Annotated in this window: 14 protein-coding genes; 7 read left to right on the forward strand and 7 right to left on the reverse strand. The window is 37.7% G+C overall.

Going from position 1 to position 17173, the window contains the following annotated elements:
• The first annotated feature begins 1 nt into the window (after window position 1).
• A complete protein-coding gene (locus EWU23_RS11115; protein WP_166232152.1) occupies window positions 2-667 on the forward strand; it encodes a lysoplasmalogenase in 666 nt (221 codons plus the stop codon).
• A gap of 14 nt (window positions 668-681) precedes the next feature.
• Window positions 682-3606, forward strand: coding sequence for an FAD-binding and (Fe-S)-binding domain-containing protein (locus tag EWU23_RS11120; RefSeq protein ID WP_166232154.1), 2925 nt, complete (start codon window positions 682-684; stop codon window positions 3604-3606).
• A 9-nt stretch (window positions 3607-3615) separates the two neighbouring features.
• Here the strand turns inward: EWU23_RS11120 and nagB are convergent, their stop codons facing one another.
• Together nagB and EWU23_RS11130 are read right to left on the reverse strand one after the other, a co-directional pair.
• Window positions 3616-5517, reverse strand: coding sequence for a glucosamine-6-phosphate deaminase (gene nagB / locus EWU23_RS11125; RefSeq protein WP_166232156.1), 1902 nt, complete (start codon window positions 5515-5517; stop codon window positions 3616-3618).
• A gap of 10 nt (window positions 5518-5527) precedes the next feature.
• On the reverse strand, window positions 5528-5734 hold the full coding sequence (locus tag EWU23_RS11130) for a helix-turn-helix transcriptional regulator (RefSeq protein WP_166232158.1): 207 nt from the start codon (window positions 5732-5734) through the stop codon (window positions 5528-5530).
• A 197-nt stretch (window positions 5735-5931) separates the two neighbouring features.
• On the opposite strand from EWU23_RS11130, the gene EWU23_RS11135 reads away from it, so the two are divergent.
• Both EWU23_RS11135 and EWU23_RS11140 read left to right on the forward strand, forming a co-directional pair.
• Window positions 5932-8307, forward strand: a complete 2376-nt coding sequence (locus EWU23_RS11135; RefSeq protein WP_166232160.1) for a TonB-dependent receptor — start codon at window positions 5932-5934, stop codon at window positions 8305-8307.
• 1 nt (window position 8308) lies between these two features.
• A complete protein-coding gene (locus tag EWU23_RS11140) occupies window positions 8309-9229 on the forward strand; it encodes a DUF4249 domain-containing protein (protein ID WP_166232162.1) in 921 nt (306 codons plus the stop codon).
• On the opposite strand, the gene porT is transcribed toward EWU23_RS11140, so the two are convergent.
• From porT to EWU23_RS11160, 4 genes are all read right to left on the reverse strand, one after another.
• Entirely contained in the window at window positions 9230-9901 is a 672-nt protein-coding gene (gene porT, locus EWU23_RS11145; RefSeq protein WP_166232164.1) for a type IX secretion/gliding motility protein PorT/SprT, read from the reverse strand. It abuts the gene before it with no gap.
• A gap of 4 nt (window positions 9902-9905) precedes the next feature.
• The gene (gene ubiE / locus EWU23_RS11150; protein ID WP_166232166.1) at window positions 9906-10631 is read right to left on the reverse strand and encodes a bifunctional demethylmenaquinone methyltransferase/2-methoxy-6-polyprenyl-1,4-benzoquinol methylase UbiE; all 726 of its coding nucleotides are present in this window, start codon (window positions 10629-10631) and stop codon (window positions 9906-9908) included.
• 72 nt (window positions 10632-10703) lie between these two features.
• Window positions 10704-11630: an AEC family transporter gene (locus EWU23_RS11155; RefSeq protein WP_166232168.1), complete on the reverse strand. Its 927-nt coding sequence runs from the start codon at window positions 11628-11630 to the stop codon at window positions 10704-10706.
• Window positions 11627-12838, reverse strand: coding sequence for a sensor histidine kinase (locus EWU23_RS11160; protein WP_166232170.1), 1212 nt, complete (start codon window positions 12836-12838; stop codon window positions 11627-11629). Before EWU23_RS11160 ends, EWU23_RS11155 begins: the two co-directional genes overlap by 4 nt.
• Before the next feature lie 141 nt (window positions 12839-12979).
• Here EWU23_RS11160 and EWU23_RS11165 point away from each other — a divergent pair, with 141 nt between their 5' ends.
• The 3 genes from EWU23_RS11165 (at window position 12980) to EWU23_RS11175 (ending at window position 16549) form a co-directional block, all read left to right on the forward strand.
• A complete protein-coding gene (locus EWU23_RS11165) occupies window positions 12980-13321 on the forward strand; it encodes a PadR family transcriptional regulator (RefSeq protein WP_166232172.1) in 342 nt (113 codons plus the stop codon).
• Between the two features lie 12 nt (window positions 13322-13333).
• A complete protein-coding gene (locus EWU23_RS11170; RefSeq protein ID WP_166232174.1) occupies window positions 13334-15766 on the forward strand; it encodes a PspC domain-containing protein in 2433 nt (810 codons plus the stop codon).
• Between the two features lie 66 nt (window positions 15767-15832).
• Window positions 15833-16549 (forward strand): head GIN domain-containing protein, encoded by a 717-nt coding sequence (locus EWU23_RS11175; protein WP_166232176.1) that lies wholly within the window; start codon window positions 15833-15835, stop codon window positions 16547-16549.
• On the opposite strand, the gene EWU23_RS11180 is transcribed toward EWU23_RS11175, so the two are convergent.
• Window positions 16546-17004, reverse strand: a complete 459-nt coding sequence (locus EWU23_RS11180; RefSeq protein WP_166232178.1) for a DUF1684 domain-containing protein — start codon at window positions 17002-17004, stop codon at window positions 16546-16548. The genes EWU23_RS11175 and EWU23_RS11180 overlap by 4 nt on opposite strands.
• Window positions 17005-17173: the final 169 nt, after the last annotated feature.

The following is a 17173-nucleotide window of genomic DNA, read 5'->3' on the forward strand; positions in this document are numbered from 1 at the left end:
AATGAAAGGGCCAAGATTGTTCTTGTTGCTGTACGTAATTGCCGCCGTCATGGATGTCATTATTCCCATGCTCTTTCCATCCATTTCTCCAATTCGATATGTAGCTAAACCGGCTCTCATGCTATTGTTGATGGCCTACGTCTTCGTTTCAAAAGATGTGGAACGTAAACCTTCTATCCTTTTAGCTTTGTTTTTTGCTTGGTTAGGAGATGTGTTTTTGATGATTCCTGGTAGTAATCCTCTGTTTTTTCAATTAGGACTTGGTGGTTTTTTAATCATGCAATGGATTTACATTGATATGTTTAGAAAGCAAATTAATAAAGTGTTGAGCCCAGTTAATGGAATGACTATCGTGGTGGCTATCTATGTACTTGGTTTATTGAGTCTTCTATTACCTCAAATGAACTTGGCATTGGCAATTCCTGTTGTTATCTATGCAATTAGTTTAGGAACAATGCTGTGGTTTGCCTTACAGAGAAAATCTAGTGTTTCTCTGTGGAACTATCAATGGATACTAGGTGGTGCCATATTGTTTGTTTTGTCTGATAGTTTATTGGCCATAAACAAGTTTTATTATTCATTTCCAGGGAATTCCTTTTGGGTAATGTCCACTTATATCCTAGCCCAATTGTTACTCACGCAAGGTTTGGTTAAATTGCGTTCTTAATTAGATATAATTTCATGCTTTCAACTGTTGAAACAACACCTGTCTTAGCTGAATTGGCTGAGAAAATTCAAGGTTCATTATATACCGATTCCGTGATGCGTACGTTGTATGCCACAGATGCTTCTGCATATCGTGAAATGCCTTTGGGGGTTGTTATTCCAGAAACAAAGCAGGATTTAGAAACCATCATTCGATTTGCGGATCAGCATGCTTTGCCTTTGATTCCAAGAACGGCAGGGACTTCTTTGGCAGGACAAGTGGTAGGGAAGGCCTTAATTGTGGATGTTTCCAAATTTTTTAATCGCATTGTAGAAATCAATCAAGAAGAATCCTATGTGTGGGTTGAACCTGGTGTGGTTCGGGATGTATTGAATGTCGAGTTAAAAAAGCACGGTTTATTTTTTGGACCAGAGACATCTACTGCTAACCGGGCCATGATAGGCGGCATGTTGGGGAATAATTCTTGTGGTTCCAATTCTGTCGTGTATGGTTCCACTCGCGACCATGTACTGGAAGTGGAAGGGTATTTATCTGATGGAACTTTGGTCAACTTTAGTTCAGAAAACCCTTTTGAAACCCTGAAAGGTTTGAAAGAGGGGACTCGATTACATCATATCTATGCTAAAACCTTAGAAGCTCTTTCCGATCCTAAAAGACAACAAGAGATCCAGGATGAATTTCCAAAACCGAGTATACATCGGAGAAATACCGGATATGCCGTGGATATGCTCTTAAATTCAGATGCTTTTGATTCCACGAAAGCCCCATTTAACTTTTGTGCATTACTGGCAGGATCTGAAGGAACTCTTTGCTTTGCTACGAAAATAAAATTGCATGTCGACAAGCTTCCACCTGCTCATTTAGGATTAGTTTGTGCGCATTTTAATACCATTGATGAGGCTTTACGGGCTAATTTAATTGCCTTAAAATTTAACCCATCAGCCTCTGAATTGATGGATCATTATATTTTAGAATGTACCAAAGCCAATCCCGAACAAAGACAAAATCGATTTTTTGTGGAAGGCGATCCAGGTGCAATTTTAGTAGTAGAACTACGTTCGGAAGACCCTAATGAATTGGCAGCTCAAGCCAAGGAAGTAGAAAAAGCCATGTTAGCGGAGAACCTTGGATATCATTTTCCTTACGTCACGGGAGAAAATGTCAAGAAAGTGTGGGATTTGCGAAAAGCAGGCTTGGGTTTATTGTCTAATTTACCGGGTGATGAAAAAGCGGTAGCCGTTATTGAAGATACGGCCGTGGATGTGAATGATTTGCCTGCATTTATTGCGGAGTTCAACGAAATCCTTTCGGAGAACAATCTGTATTGCGTGCATTATGCCCACGCTGGTTCAGGGGAATTGCATTTAAGACCTATCATCAATTTAAAGACACAAGAAGGGCATAAGATGTTCCGACATATTGCGGAGGAAATAGCTCGATTGGTCAAGAAATACCACGGTTCCTTATCAGGAGAGCATGGAGATGGAAGACTTAGAGGAGAGTTTATTCCTTGGATGGTGGGTGAGTCCAATTACCAATTGATGTGCGAATTGAAATCATGGTGGGATCCCAAAGGAATATTCAATCCGAATAAAATTGTGGATACACCTCCTATGGACAGCTTTTTGCGTTATGAGGCAGGTCAAATAACACCGGAATTCAAAACCGCTTTTCGTTACCAAGATCAAGATGTGTTGCAGCACGCAGAACAATGCAATGGTTCAGGGGACTGCCGTAAAACGCCTGTTTCAGGCGGCACGATGTGTCCATCTTTTATGGCAACGCTTAATGAAAAAGAAACCACTCGTGCTAGGGCCAATATCCTTCGTGAATTCTTAACTCGTTCTCCTCAAGAGAATCGATTCGCACATGAAGAGATCAAAGAGGTAATGGATTTATGTCTTGCTTGTAAAGGATGTAAATCGGAATGTCCATCCAATGTGGATGTGGCCAAATTGAAAATGGAGTTTTTATATCAATACCAAAAAGAAAAGGGTTTGCCCATTCGCAGTTGGTTGGTGGGCCATTTCTCCAGCATTTCTTCGTTGGCATCTAAAATCCCATTTGCCTATAATTTAGTGATGGGTACTCCATTTTTACGTCGAATCGCGAATCAAATTGTCGGCTTCCATCCTAATCGTACGATGCCATTGTTGGCCAATCAAACCTTGAAAGTTTGGTTGAAAAATAGACCTAGTATTTCATCCAGCAAAGCCGTGTTTTTGTTTGTGGATGAGTTTACCAATTTTAATGATGCAGAAGTTGGGAGGAAGGCTGTTTTATTACTAGAAGCTTTAGGATATGAAGTTAGAACCTTGGATCATCCTATTTCAGGGAGATCATTTTTATCCAAAGGGATGTTGGATGAAGCAAAAGAGTTAGCGCAGAAAAATGTGGAATTATGGAGTGATTTGGTGAGCCAAGATGTACCATTAGTGGGTATTGAGCCTTCTGCCTTATTAACGTTTCGAGATGAATATCCAGATTTAGTAGCAGAAGCTTGGGTAGATCGAGCTAAACAATTGGCTAAAAATGCTTTATTGTTAGAGGAATTTATCGCCAAAGAATTGGAAGCTAAACGGATTTCTCCAAATCAGTTTACGCAGGAAAAGCGCTTAATTAAATTGCATGGTCATTGCCAACAAAAATCCATTAGCTCTTTAGTGCCAGCCAAGAAAGCTTTATCCTTACCTGCTAATTATGAAGTTCAATTGATACCTTCGGGATGTTGTGGTATGGCTGGTTCTTTTGGATATGAAAAAGAACATTATGATTTGTCTATGCAAATAGGCGAATTAGTGTTGTTTCCAACGGTTCGAGCACAGGCACCGGAGGTGATTATAGCGGCTTCAGGGACAAGTTGTCGTCATCAGATTCACGACGGTACGCAACGCGAAGCGAAGCATACCGCCGAAATCTTATTTGAGGCTTTGGTTTAGAGGATTGTTTTAAAATCTCCAGCGAACGAATGCTTCCATGGCTTCGTATTCCGCTAGTCCTAATTTATTGTAAATGCTTGCTGTTCCACGGTTACGCTCTTCAGCTCTTTGCCAAAATTCACGGGAGTCATCACCTTGGAATACCACACCATCTTTTTGAGATTGGTGTTTAAAAATACCCATACGCTTTTGAAATACCTGATCAGGTGACATCGGTACGGCCATTTCTATTTGATCAATATCCCACTCCGCCCAAGCTCCTTTGTATAGCCATACCCAGCAATTTTTCATGTATTCACGATGCTTTAATCGCTGTACAGCCTCTAAAATGGCGTCCAAACAAACTTTATGAGTTCCATGTGGATCCGCTAAATCACCTGCAGCATAGATTTGGTGAGGTTGAATTTCCTCAATCAAATTCATGATAATCTGCACATCTTCTTCGCCAATCGGGTTTTTACGAACTGTTCCTGTCTCATAAAATGGCATTTCTAAGAAATGGGTATTCTCTTTTTTAATACCGACGAATCGACACGTATTTTTGGCTTCTCCTTTTCGGATTAAACCTTTGATTTCTCTCACAGAAGGAATATCAATTTCTGAATCGCGTTTGCTTTTTAAGAACTTGACCGCTTCTTTGTAAATTTTATTGGCCTTGGGATTGGAGTTTTCAAATTTTTCATTGAAATCCACCACAAATTCGGCAAAACGAAGCGCTTCATCATCCGCTACGGCAATATTACCTGTTGTCTGATAAGCCACATGCACTTCATGTCCTTGGTCATGAAGACGTTGGAATGTACCTCCCATGGAGATGATATCATCGTCTGGGTGTGGACTGAAAATAATGACTTTCTTTTTGGCAGGAAAGGCTCTTTCTGGGCGGTGTGTGTCATCCGCATTCGGTTTCCCACCTGGCCAACCCGTAATGGTGTGTTGTAAGTAATTGAACACTTCAATATTGATATCATAAGCCTGGCCATAAAGAGATAACAGTTCTGAAAGGCCATGTTCATTATAATCCTTACTCGTTAATTTTAAAACAGGTTTATCCAATTGTAATGCCAAATGGGTTACTGCTTTTTTAATCATTTTACGATCCCAAATTACGGAATCTACCACCCAGGGAGTTTTGATCCGGGTTAATGCTGCAGCAGCTGTTTCATCCAAGATGAAAGTAGCATTGTTGTGTTGTTGCAAATAAGATGCAGGGATATCAGAAGACACGGCTCCTTCTACAGCACGGGCTACACTTTCGGCTTTATGTTCACCCCAAGCTAATAAAATCACACGCTTAGCATGCATGATTTTATCAATACCCATGGTAATGGCTTTCTTATGAACTTTTTCTAAACCTCCAAAATCAATAGCAGCATCAATTTTGGTGCTAATGTCAAGGGTCATTAAGCGAGTTTTAGAATTGATCAAGGAACCTGGTTCATTAAAACCAATATGTCCGTTTCGGCCAATTCCTAATAATTGAAAATCTAAGCCACCCAGTTTTTCGATTTTTTCATCATAATCCCGGCAAAACTCAGGAATTTTTTCAATGGCAAGAGTTCCATCTGGGATATTGATGTTATTTAAGGCTATATCGACATGATCAAACAGTTGTTCCTTCATGAAGCGAACATAACTTTGAATGGCATCCGGCTGCATCGGATAATATTCATCTAAATTGAAGGTAATCACATTTTTGAAGCTTAATCCTTCTTCCTTGTGCATTCGGATTAATTCCTGATACACTTTTTTAGGGGAGGAACCCGTGGCTAATCCTAAGACAGCGGGTTTCTTTTCTTTGGCTCTTTCGCGAATCAGTGAAGCAATTTCCTGTGCTACTGCTTTAGATGCATGTTCCGAATCTGAATAAATGCGAGTGGGTACTCTTTCAAAACTAATGGCCTGTTCCATGGTAAAAAAATTAAGGTTTAGAGGCTATGACGATTAAATCTAGTTCCAGTATATCAAACAATCGGAGTATGGTTTTGATGGCGGGATTTCCTTTTCCCAATTCGATGGAATGAATAGTTTTAATAGCAACTCCGCTTTTTTCACTCAATTCGTCTTGGTTCAGTCGAAGTGAGCTTCTTTTTTCTCGGATGATTTCGCCAAAAATTTTCAAGTCCATCGCTTTTTCTCTTGATTGTTATGTAAAAGTAGTACAAAATTTTAAAATAAAAATTAATCGGAAATATATTACCGAATATATTTAAAAAAATAAAATATGCTAAATTTTCACATTATCAGTTTTTGAAACCTTATTGTCACTTCATGGGTTTATCTTTGTGCCAATCAGTATACTCAAGTGTTCAATAATCTAATTCAATGAAATTTCGACATCTTATTATCATCATATTTAGTCTGTTTTACAGCACTTTATATGCACAAAAATCTACTTTAAGCGGTTATATCAAAGACAGTTCCAATGGAGAGGGACTGATTGGAGCCAATGTTTATGTCAAAGAGCTCAAAGTGGGAAATCAAAGTAATACGTATGGATTTTATAGTTTAACCTTAGCTCCTGGGGAATACACTTTAGTATTTTCTTATACAGGTTATGAAAGAGTGGAGAAGAAAATTCAGTTTTCTAATCAGTCTCAGCAGTTTTCAGTGGAATTGAAACCCGCCGATAGTGAATTGGCTGAGGTTCGTGTAACGGCCAAGGCCATAGATGAAAATGTCAAGAGCATCGAGATGTCGGTCAATAAGATTGATATAAAAACCATTAAAAGAATCCCTGCCTTGTTAGGTGAGGTGGATTTAGTCAGAGCAATTCAACTATTGCCAGGTGTAAGTACAGTAGGCGAAGGTGCTTCAGGATTCAATGTTCGAGGCGGTGGTGTAGATCAAAATTTGGTTTTGATGGATGATGCACCTGTGTATAATTCATCACACTTATTCGGTTTTTTTTCCGTCTTTAATCCAGATGCCGTAAAGGACGTCAAACTCTTTAAAGGAGGTATTCCTGCTCAATATGGGGGTCGGGTTTCATCTATTTTGGATGTGAAAATGAAAGAAGGGAATACGAAAAAGTTGGAGGTCAATGGTGGGATAGGTGTTATTTTCTCCCGACTTTCCATCGAAGCACCATTGATCAAAGATAAAGCATCCTTCATTGTGGCAGCCCGTAGATCTTATATTGATATTTTAGCCAAGCCTTTTCTAACTGGGAATAATGCCAATGCTCAATTTAATTTTTATGATTTAACTGCTAAGGTCAATTACAATATCAATTCGAAGAATACCGTGTTTTTATCTGGCTATTTTGGTCGAGATGTTTTTGGAACTGGATTTGGGTTTAACTGGGGTAATGGTACTTTATCAGCTAGGTGGAATCACGTATTTTCCAATAAGTTGTTTTTAAATGCCACCAGTTTTTATAGTAATTACGATTATTTATTGGATTCTGATTTAGAAAATAAAAGACCAAATGATTCCTTCCGTTGGACTTCCAACATTGTTAATTTAAGTTTTAAACCAGATTTCACTTATTATATTACTCCTGACAATACCTTAACTTTTGGAGGTCAAATCCTTTCCTATGAATTTAAGCCAGGAAAAGCAGTAGCCTCATCTATTGGAGAAAAAAGAGAGTTTGGGCAAGCCAATAAAAGAGGATTAGAAGCTTCATTTTATGTAGGAAATGAATTGAAATTTTCTCCGCAGTTTTCAGCACAGTATGGTTTACGTTATTCTCATTATGATTATCAAAGTCTAGATGGAGAATATTATAATCGAATAGCTGTACCTATGTCCGCGCAAAATCCATCTGGATATGTTTTGCAGATTAATCAGGTGAATCCAGATCAGGTTATTGCATCATATGGAAATTTTGAGCCTCGTTTGGCATTGAATTGGACTTTGAATGAGGCGTCATCTTTAAAAGCAAGTTTTAATCGATTGTCGCAATATGTTCATTTGATGTCCAACACAGCGGCATCCACCCCTTTAGATGTATGGACAAGTTCTACCAATAATATCAAACCACAAATTGCCGACCAAGTAGCTTTGGGATTTTTTAAGAATTATGGAGAAAGTGGAAATGATTATGAGGCTTCGGTAGAGGTCTATTATAAAAAGATGCAAAATCAAATTGATTACGCAGACCGGGCAAATTTGTTTTTAAATCCATATTTTGAAAAGGACTTATTATTTGGAGATGGGCGTGCTTATGGATTAGAAGTCTTTGTGAAAAAGAATGTAGGCAAGCTGACAGGCTGGTTAAGCTATACCTTGGCAAGAACGGAGCGTAAGATTGAAGGAATCAATAATAATGAGTGGTATACAAGTCGCTACGACCGGACGCATACCTTAAATTTGATAGGGCAATATGCCTTATCTGAAAAATGGTCATTTGGAGCAAATTTTGCTTACATCACCGGAGTTCCTTATTCTATTCCCGTACAAAAATATGTTTATGAAGGAATAGCCTATCCACAAACAATACCAGGTACGCGAGGTAATATTCGAGTGCCTGATTATCATCGATTAGATATATCAGCTACGAAGAAAAACAAGAAAGGCCTATTTGGAAAAGGAACGTCAGAGTGGGTATTCTCTGTTTATAATTTGTATAATCGAAAAAATCCTTTTTCTGTTTATACCCGTCCGAACGAAACAAATTCGGCTCAGACTGAGGCTGTTCAATTATCGATTATTGGTTCATTCGTTCCAGCAGTAACATATAATTTCTCGTTCTAATATGAAAATCAAAGCTATTTATATCATAAGTATTCTTTTCATTGTGGCATTAAGCTCTTGTGAAGACATCGTTCAGTTGGAAAGTCCCAAATCCAATAATTATGTAGTAGTTGAAGCTACATTAACGAATTTACTGGGTCCTCAAAAAATTATGCTGACTAAATCTCAAGCCTATTTTGACAATTCAGCTGTGCCTAAAATTAGTGGAGCCGAAGTCAAAGTTCGAGATAATACAGGCCAAGAATATGTATTTGTGGAGCAAAAAGATCAAGCGGGTACTTATGTATGGCAACCTAAAACACCTACAGAAATATTAGGTAAAATGGGTATGACCTATCAATTATCCATTAACTGGTCCAATGAGCAATTTGCCGCTTCGGCAACGATGCGCAGAGTACCTACTATTGATTCCTTATTATATCAATTTGATGAAGCATCGGGTCGACAAAGAGGGGATGATAAACCTAAGGAAGGGTATGATGCCCAATTTTTTGCTAAGGATTTTTTAGGTTTGGGGGATTGTTATCGCGTTAAGACCTTTAAAAATGGGAAGCTATTTAATGATCCATCCAATATATCTGTCATCTATGATGGTGCATTTCAGCAGGGAGCAGCTTCTGATGGATTAACCTTTAACCTACCCATCCGCCGATCTATTTCTCCAGAATTGTATGTAGAAAATGATTTAATCAAGGTGGAGCTTTATTCCATTTCCCAGGATCAATTCAATTTTTATTCTCAGGCTCGACTGGAATTAAATAATGCAGGATTATTTTCAAGACCAGCAGCTAATATCCCTACCAATATTCAGAATTTGAATAGTAATTCTTCTTTCCAAGGAGCAGGATGGTTTGGTGTATCGGCTGTCAGCGTATTTGAAACGAAAGTTGACCCTAAGTTGGCAAGAAAAGGCTTGAAGTAATTATTCGAAATTAATGTACAAGGTGACGTTGTGGGTATTAATTCGACTTACTTTGAAATAAGGATTGGTGGAAACAGAAGGTGCTGAATATAGATTGGCTATTCCATGTGAAAATCTGATTTCGGGCGTGAATTTGAAGTATTTAAAAAATCCTTCAAAGCCGAAACCATATTCTAAGGCAAAATCCACCGTTTGAGCACTTAAAGCGGCACTATTTTTCTTCACATTAGCCTCTACTCCAAATTTGGATCCAGCCAAAACATACATCCGATGGTTCATTCGTCGGATGGATTTATATTTTAGTAGCACAGGAATTTCAAACCAAGTAGATTCTCTTGCTATATTGATATCTTCTGCTGGTTTAGGCTGGGTAAAGGTGATTTCCCGGTCATATAGGGCAATATTAATTCCAGATTTTAATTCTAAAAACCGATTAAAGGAATAATTTGCCAATCCCCCAATTTGAAATCCAAAATTTCTGGGAGAAATACTTGGGGCTAGCGTGGGATCAGCCTCCATGCTAAAATTGCTAGAACTTAGGCCAAAGAGGAATCCAAAGTGAACCCTTTTGTCGTCATAATACTCATTATTGATGCGAATGTACTTGTTTCCCTGGGCCAAAGAATAAAAGCCAATCAAGTTGAAAACAATAAGTGCCAATAGCTTTTTCAAATTCCTATTTTGATTTTTGGCCTAAATAAATAGAACAGATACCTCCCGTCATGGGAATCCATTGGGTATTTTCATAACCCACATGATGAAAAATATCTAAGAAGTTTTGACCATCAGGAAATGCTTGAACTGATTCTGGTAAATAGGTATATGCCGCCGGATCTTTGGAAATCATTTTCCCTAATAAAGGAAGGATGAATTTGGAATAGAAGGCATATAATTGCTTCATCGGGAACGTTCTAGGATTAGAAAACTCTAGAATAAGGCAATATCCTCCAGGTTTCAACACACGTAACATATCACTCAAGCCTTTTTCAAGGTTTTCATAATTTCGAACACCAAAACTCACAGTAATAGCGTCAAAGCTTTGATCCGAAAAAGGTAGCTTTTCGGAATCGCCCAATTGTAAGTGTATTTTATCTTGTAAGCCCAGTTTTTTGATTTTCTCGATTCCCACATCTAGCATTCCTTGGGAAATGTCAACCCCTATGATTTTTTCAGGCTGAATTTTTAACGCTTCAATCGCAAAATCTCCAGTTCCTGTAGCAATATCAAGCAAGGATTTTATACCCTTGTTTTTCAACAAATTAATCGCTTTTTTTCTCCAGATAATGTCGATTCCTCCGCTAAGTAAATGATTTAAGAAATCATACTTGGGTGAAATGGAATTGAACATTTCTGCTACTTGTTCCTTTTTTCCTTGCGATTGATTTTTGTAGGGTACTACCATTGTTGATTGATTGCTTTAATCCCAAACGTAAATTAGGGTCATTTGTTTCTGCAAATTACCAAAATTATTTGGTTAGGCGGTAGCCATTTGGAATACAGCTACCAATATCCACATGAGAGCAAAGCTGATCAACATGGAAAAATTAACTAATGCACCCGCAATGGAGGTGTCAAAATTTAGTTCGTCTGAATAGGTGATGAGCGTCATACCCACGGGAAGAATGATACAGATTAACATCATATTTCTAAAATGAGCATCAAACGGTAGACTGTAATATAAAAATAAGCCAATGGATAGACCCAAAAGGTAGCGAATACCGAGTACTTGAAATACCTTAACAAAGGATTTTTTAGGTAATCGTACACTGAAATAAATTCCCATTAATAGCAATACCAAGGGTTTATTACCTTGTGCAATGGTATCCACTATGCTAGTTAGGAATAAGGGCAAAGGAACTTCCAGTAAATTGACAAGCAATCCAATGATCATGGCTTGAAAAGGGAAAAGAGACATAATACGCTTAAATACATGTTTCCACATACTACCTCTTTTGGCTTGAGCCGATAAATAATTCCCCATTCCATAAGTCAAAATGAAATTGATAAAGGAGTTACCAATGTCAAACATAGCTGCATAAGTTAATCCCTTCCAACCCCAAATCCCTTCAATCAAAGGGTAGGCAAATAAGCCAAGGTTATATCCTGAGCAACCCATGGTTAAGATTCCCCGGTATTCTGAGCCTTCTTTTTTGAAAATATGAAAACCTACAAATGAACAAAGCAGGGCAAATAAGATACAGATTAAGGGCAGCCATAATAGTTCGGAGGTGAATTGTACCTTGATCATGGTGCTAAACACCAAGGCTGGGAAAGTGGTGTGCATCAAAAATTTCGAAATATTTTTGGCATCATGGGTTGTTACATAACCTAGGCTTTTCAGGATGTAACCTATGGAAATGACAACGAGAGCTGAACCAAAAACAAAATTAGGGGAATTCATGCGTGTATCGGTGGCTTAGGCAAGGAAATTCGGAATGTACTTCCTTTGTTAATTTCTGTGGATTTTAAAATGAGTTTACCCTCATGATAATTTTCGACAATCCTTTTAGCTAATGTAAGTCCTAATCCCCAACCTCTTTTCTTGGTACTAAATCCTGGGGAAAATATTTTGGACATATTCTTATTGGATATTCCTTTTCCCGTATCAGAAATATCAATGTAGATGACATTGTTTTTCCCTTCTGAAAGTACAATTTGAATATCTCCGCTACCACTCATGGCATCCACTCCATTTTTACAAATATTTTCAATGACCCATTCAAACAAATATCGATTGACTTTTGCCACTTGGTCTGGGGCCAACATGCTGATGACTTCAATGTGAACTTTACTTGAAATACGGTTCTTTAAATATTGCAAAAAGGTACTGATTAACTCTTCTAGATTCTCTTCTTTCAGGATAGGGGCAGAGCCAATGTTGGAAAATCTAGTGGTGATGGTTTCTAAGCGTTGAATATCCTTGGTTAATTCAATGACTATATTAGGATCAATACTAGGTTCATTTCGAAGGATTTCAACCCATGCTGTCAAGGAAGAAAGAGGCGTTCCTAATTGATGAGCTGTTTCTTTGGCCAATCCTACCCAAACTCGATTTTGTTCAGCCCTTCTCGAATAAGAGAAAAAGATATATCCTAAGAATCCAATAATCAATACAACAAGAAGCTGAGAAAGGGGATAATACCGTAGTAATTTCAACAATTTGGAATTTCCATAATAGATGTATTCTTTCTGAAAACCCATGTCCATTTCAATGGGTTTGTTGTTTTCAGAAATTATTTCGGTCAGCTTTTGTTTGAGTATAACTTGCTTTGCCTCAGTAGAGAGCTGGTTGGGCATTGGGATATTAATGGAATTTAAATGCCCTGAACCATCTTTCCATATAACGGGGATGGTATTGTTTTCATTGATTTTTTTAATCCTTTCAAAAAAGAAATTGATATCAGCATTCTCATCACTTGTCATGACGTAGCGAATAGTTTCTGCATATAATTCGATTTGCTGCTTTTCTCTTTCTTCTAATTTAGTGACTAAGCCGTCTGTAAAGTAGAGCGAAAAACCCGCCATGAAAACACAAACAGCAAAAAAAGCCACCTTAAGCCATGTGTCGCGGTTGTAAAAGGCTAGGGGTAAGGAGACTTCTTTGAACATATGGTGATTTTTCGAACCTAAAAAAGGCTATTCATCACAAAATAGTCACCGTTTATCCAAAAATCAAAAAAAAGTTTCTAAGGTACTATGTAATGCAAAGTACCTTACGTAGTTTTGTATCACATTAAAACACAGAAACCGATGGATATTGAAAATGCCAAGGTGCAGATGAGGAAAGGAATTTTGGAATTCTGTATTCTGCAGATTATTTCGCGAGGCGAGGTTTACGCATCCAACATGTTGGAAGAATTAACCTCAGCAAAAATCATGGTCGTGGAGGGAACCTTATATCCTCTTTTAACCCGCCTAAAAAATGCTGGGTTTTTAGATTACAAATGGGTGGAATCTTCCTCAGGCCCACCACGTAAGTATTACGTATTAACAGAAAAAGGAGGAGAATTTTTAGAAGAACTTCATTTAACATGGGATGAGTTACAAGGCTCAGTACTTCAAATAACCAATCCCGTCACCCCCAATTCATAAATCTATTATTGTATGAAAAAGACCCTTTCAATTAATATCGCAGGGATTATCTTCCACATTGAGGAGGATGCGTTTGCAACATTGGATGCCTATATCAAATCCATCCATGCTTACTTCGAGAATTTCGAAGGTTCAAAAGAGATTATTGCTGACATTGAAGCAAGAATTGCCGAAAAATTTTGGGGCATTCGGGAGGACGAGAAAACCGAGGCCATTTCATTGGAACATGTGAATACCTTAATCGCTTCTTTAGGAACTGTAGCAGATTTTCAGGCTTTAGAAAGCGAAGAAGATAAGAAAGAAAGTAACTCATCTCAGACTCATTCGACTCATTCAGAAAAGTCTAGTCCTCATCAAAAAGTATTTAGAAGAGATTTGTCAAGGAAAATGATTGGTGGTGTGGCTTCGGGTTTGGCTCGTTATCTACATGCTGATCCTATTTGGGTTCGTTTATGCATGATCGTTGGATTCTTTGGTCTTATCCCATTATTCCACGTAGCTAATGTCATTTTCTGGGCTTATGTCATTTGTTGGATTGCTATCCCAGGTGAAATCAATTTAGAAGAGGATAAATCCTTCCGTAAGTTTTACCGCGATCCTGAAAAGAAAGTAATTGGAGGTGTTATCTCCGGATTTTCTGCCTATACAGGATGGGATTTAGGTTTATTGCGTGTGTTAGCCGTACTCTCTGTATTGTTTTTTGGAACAGGAATTGTAGCCTATCTGGTGATATTAATCATAGCACCAGAGGCTAAAACCCTTACCGATAAAATGGAGATGACAGGTGAACCTATCACACTTGAAAATATTGAAAATAACATCAAAAAGAACTTCCAAAAGGAAGGAGAGGCTGAAGAAAGTGCTTTGACACGTATCTTATTAGTTCCTTTTCGACTGATTGCTGCTTTCTTTGGTGCATTTAAAGGCTTTTTTATAGCTCTTCGGTGGATTGTTCAAATAGCATTTGGTATCATTTTAACCGTTTTTGGTTTGGGTAGTATCATTGCCTTGATTACATTTTCTTCTGTTGGATTCTCAGGATTCGATCATGGTCAAGTTCAAATTGCCTTTGGTGAAGCTATTCCATTATATTTATTAGCTAATGACTTGCCTTCTTGGACTTATTTAGCCTTCATTGCGGCAATTCTACCTATTCTGGTTTCCATAATTATTTCTGGAGTGTCCTTATTAGCCAACCGTAAATTTTATAATAGAACATATAAATACATTGCTACTACATTATGCATTATTGGTTGGGTTGGCTTATTTGTGGCCTTACCAACAGTTGGAAGAAATTTTTCCAGAACAGCTTCTGTCAATCAAGTAAAAGACATTAGTATTCCGACAAAGCCATTTGTATTTGATATCAAAAAAGAATCTCAAGAGTCGATTTGGGAAAAGATGTTAGGTAGTAGAGAACTGGTAGATGAGATCTTGGATGATGAAGATATGCATGACTATAATCGCGAAGGATTTACGCGTACGCAAATCACCATTGAGGGATATTCAGGAACAACGATTCAAGTCATTGAATTTTCAAAATCAAACGGAAAGGACCGTTTAGATGCGGAGAAAAATGCCAGAAGTATTAAATACGATTACTCCATTCAAAATGATAAAATCATATTTGATAGTCATTTTGGAATTACGAATCAACGATTCAGAAATCAGCGAATGCGTGTTAAGGTGTTGATTCCTTTTGGTCAGAGTTTTGGAATGACCCGTGATTTTGCTTCCTATATTGAAAATGAAATTCATGGAGGTTACTTCAACGAAAGTACAGGTGACTTATTTGTTGGTTCGATGTGGAATTTTACTCCTGAAAAAGGTTTGACTTGTATTAACCGTGAACCGATTGAGGATAAGAATGAGTCATTCCATGAAGATCGTTCTTCCGATGAAATAGGAGTTAATTTTTCTATCAGTAAGGATTTGGAGAACTTTCAAAGTATAGAAGCCTTGAATACCGAAGGTGCCAGCATTCGCATCGTGTCAGGTGATAAATATGTCATTCGCTTTGAAGGAAATGATAAGCCTAGTTTTGTAACGGAAGCTAAAGTGGTGAATGGTATATTGAAATTGGATAAAGTACAATCTGGCGTTCAGATTGAAATTCAATCCCCTAAGCTCTCTAAAGTGGAATTAGGAGGAAATGCTAGAACTGAAATCAAAGGATTCAATCAAGCTAAATTAGAAGTTGTCTTGCATGATTTCCATAGTGTCAATGTTGACGGTACTACGGATTTATTGATTGCTTCATCTGATCAAAACTCTGAGCTTATTGCTCCAAACTTGGTTGTTCAAAAGGCCATTGTATCCTTAAAAGATCAATCTAAAATGGATTTACAAGTGATCAAAAGTATTACAGGTAATAAATCCATGGATGCCAATTTAAGTTATCCAACCATTTCCAACTTACAAGTAAACCTTAAAACGCAAAAATAAATAGAAGATCATGCAACCATTTGATCATTCATTTCATCTTCTCTACATTCCAAAATAATAACAATCATGAAAACAAAATTCAATTTATTCATTTTCCTGGGAGCATTATTCATGTCAATAGTGGCATTCGCATCTCCAGAAGATTATTCAAAAAAGTTTAAGGTATCGGGTTTTCAAAACCTAGACTTAGGTCATGCTTTTGAAATTAAGGTAAGCAAAGGAAGTGCCTTCTCTTTGGCGGCTTATGGACGTCAAGAAGATGTAGATGACTTAGAAGTAGACATCGACGGCAATACCTTGAAGGTTTCTTATAAAGATAGAAATTGGGGTTTTAGCTGGGGTAAAAATCGTAAAAGAGTACGTTTGGTTATCACGATGCCTCGTTTAGCCAATGCAGAATTTTCTGGAGCTTGCCGCGTAGATGTGGACGGTTTCTCGAACGAAGAACAAATGAATTTTGTGTTTACTGGAGCTTCTAAGGGGCAATTAAATCAAATTAATGCCGATAAGTTAAATGTTGAATTATCTGGTGCTTCCAAATTAAATATCAGCGGACATGCAGGAAAATTAAATGTAGATGCTTCAGGTGCAAGTCACTTGGAGGGTACTAATTTGATGGCCCGTGATGCCGATGTCGAGGCAAGTGGCGCTAGTCATGTCAGTGTACAAAGCCAAAAGACTTTACGTGTTGATGCCTCTGGAGCTTCAAAAGTATCTTATAAAGGAGTGCCTACTATCAGCAAAGATCTGTCAGGTGCAGCTTCCATTAACCAAGTAGACTAGTTTTTTTCACCAGCGGGTATCCTAAAGTTTAGTTGGTTACTTGCTGGTGGTACAGGGCAAGCATATTCCGGATTGTACGCACAAAAAGGAAAATAAGCCAAATTAAAATCCGCCTTAAGTTTTTTACCGTTTAGATTTATTAGGGGTATATCTAAGTACCTACCGCCTCCATAGGTTTCTGTGGAGGCGGTTTTGTCTTTAAAAGGAAGGAAGAAATCACCATTATCATGTTGATAAAGCTTTAAGCGAACATCTTGTCCATTTATTTGGGCTTTAATATCTCCAATATACAGGATGTCTTCCTTCGTGCCATCATTCATCGGCAAGGCGATTTTATCTGCTTTTTTATTTTTTTCTAATTCAAATTCTATTTGCCAGGCACTAGAGAAAGGAAAATAGCTTAAGCCCTTAAAGTTTTCTTTATTCTTGATAGGAGAATCTTCTTGCTCTTTCATCGAAATGTCTTTTTCTTGTCGATGTTTCATTACCGCCAAAGAATCTTCATGAGATTTACTAAGGCTAGGAATATTATTTTTGGGTAAACTGATTATCACCAAAGCGATAGCACCAAGTATAAGAATCAAAATCCATTTATTGAATTTCATAAGATTGGGTGTAATTTTG

The organism is Aquirufa beregesia (genome assembly GCF_011090385.1).
Lineage (GTDB): Bacteria > Bacteroidota > Bacteroidia > Cytophagales > Spirosomataceae > Aquirufa > Aquirufa beregesia.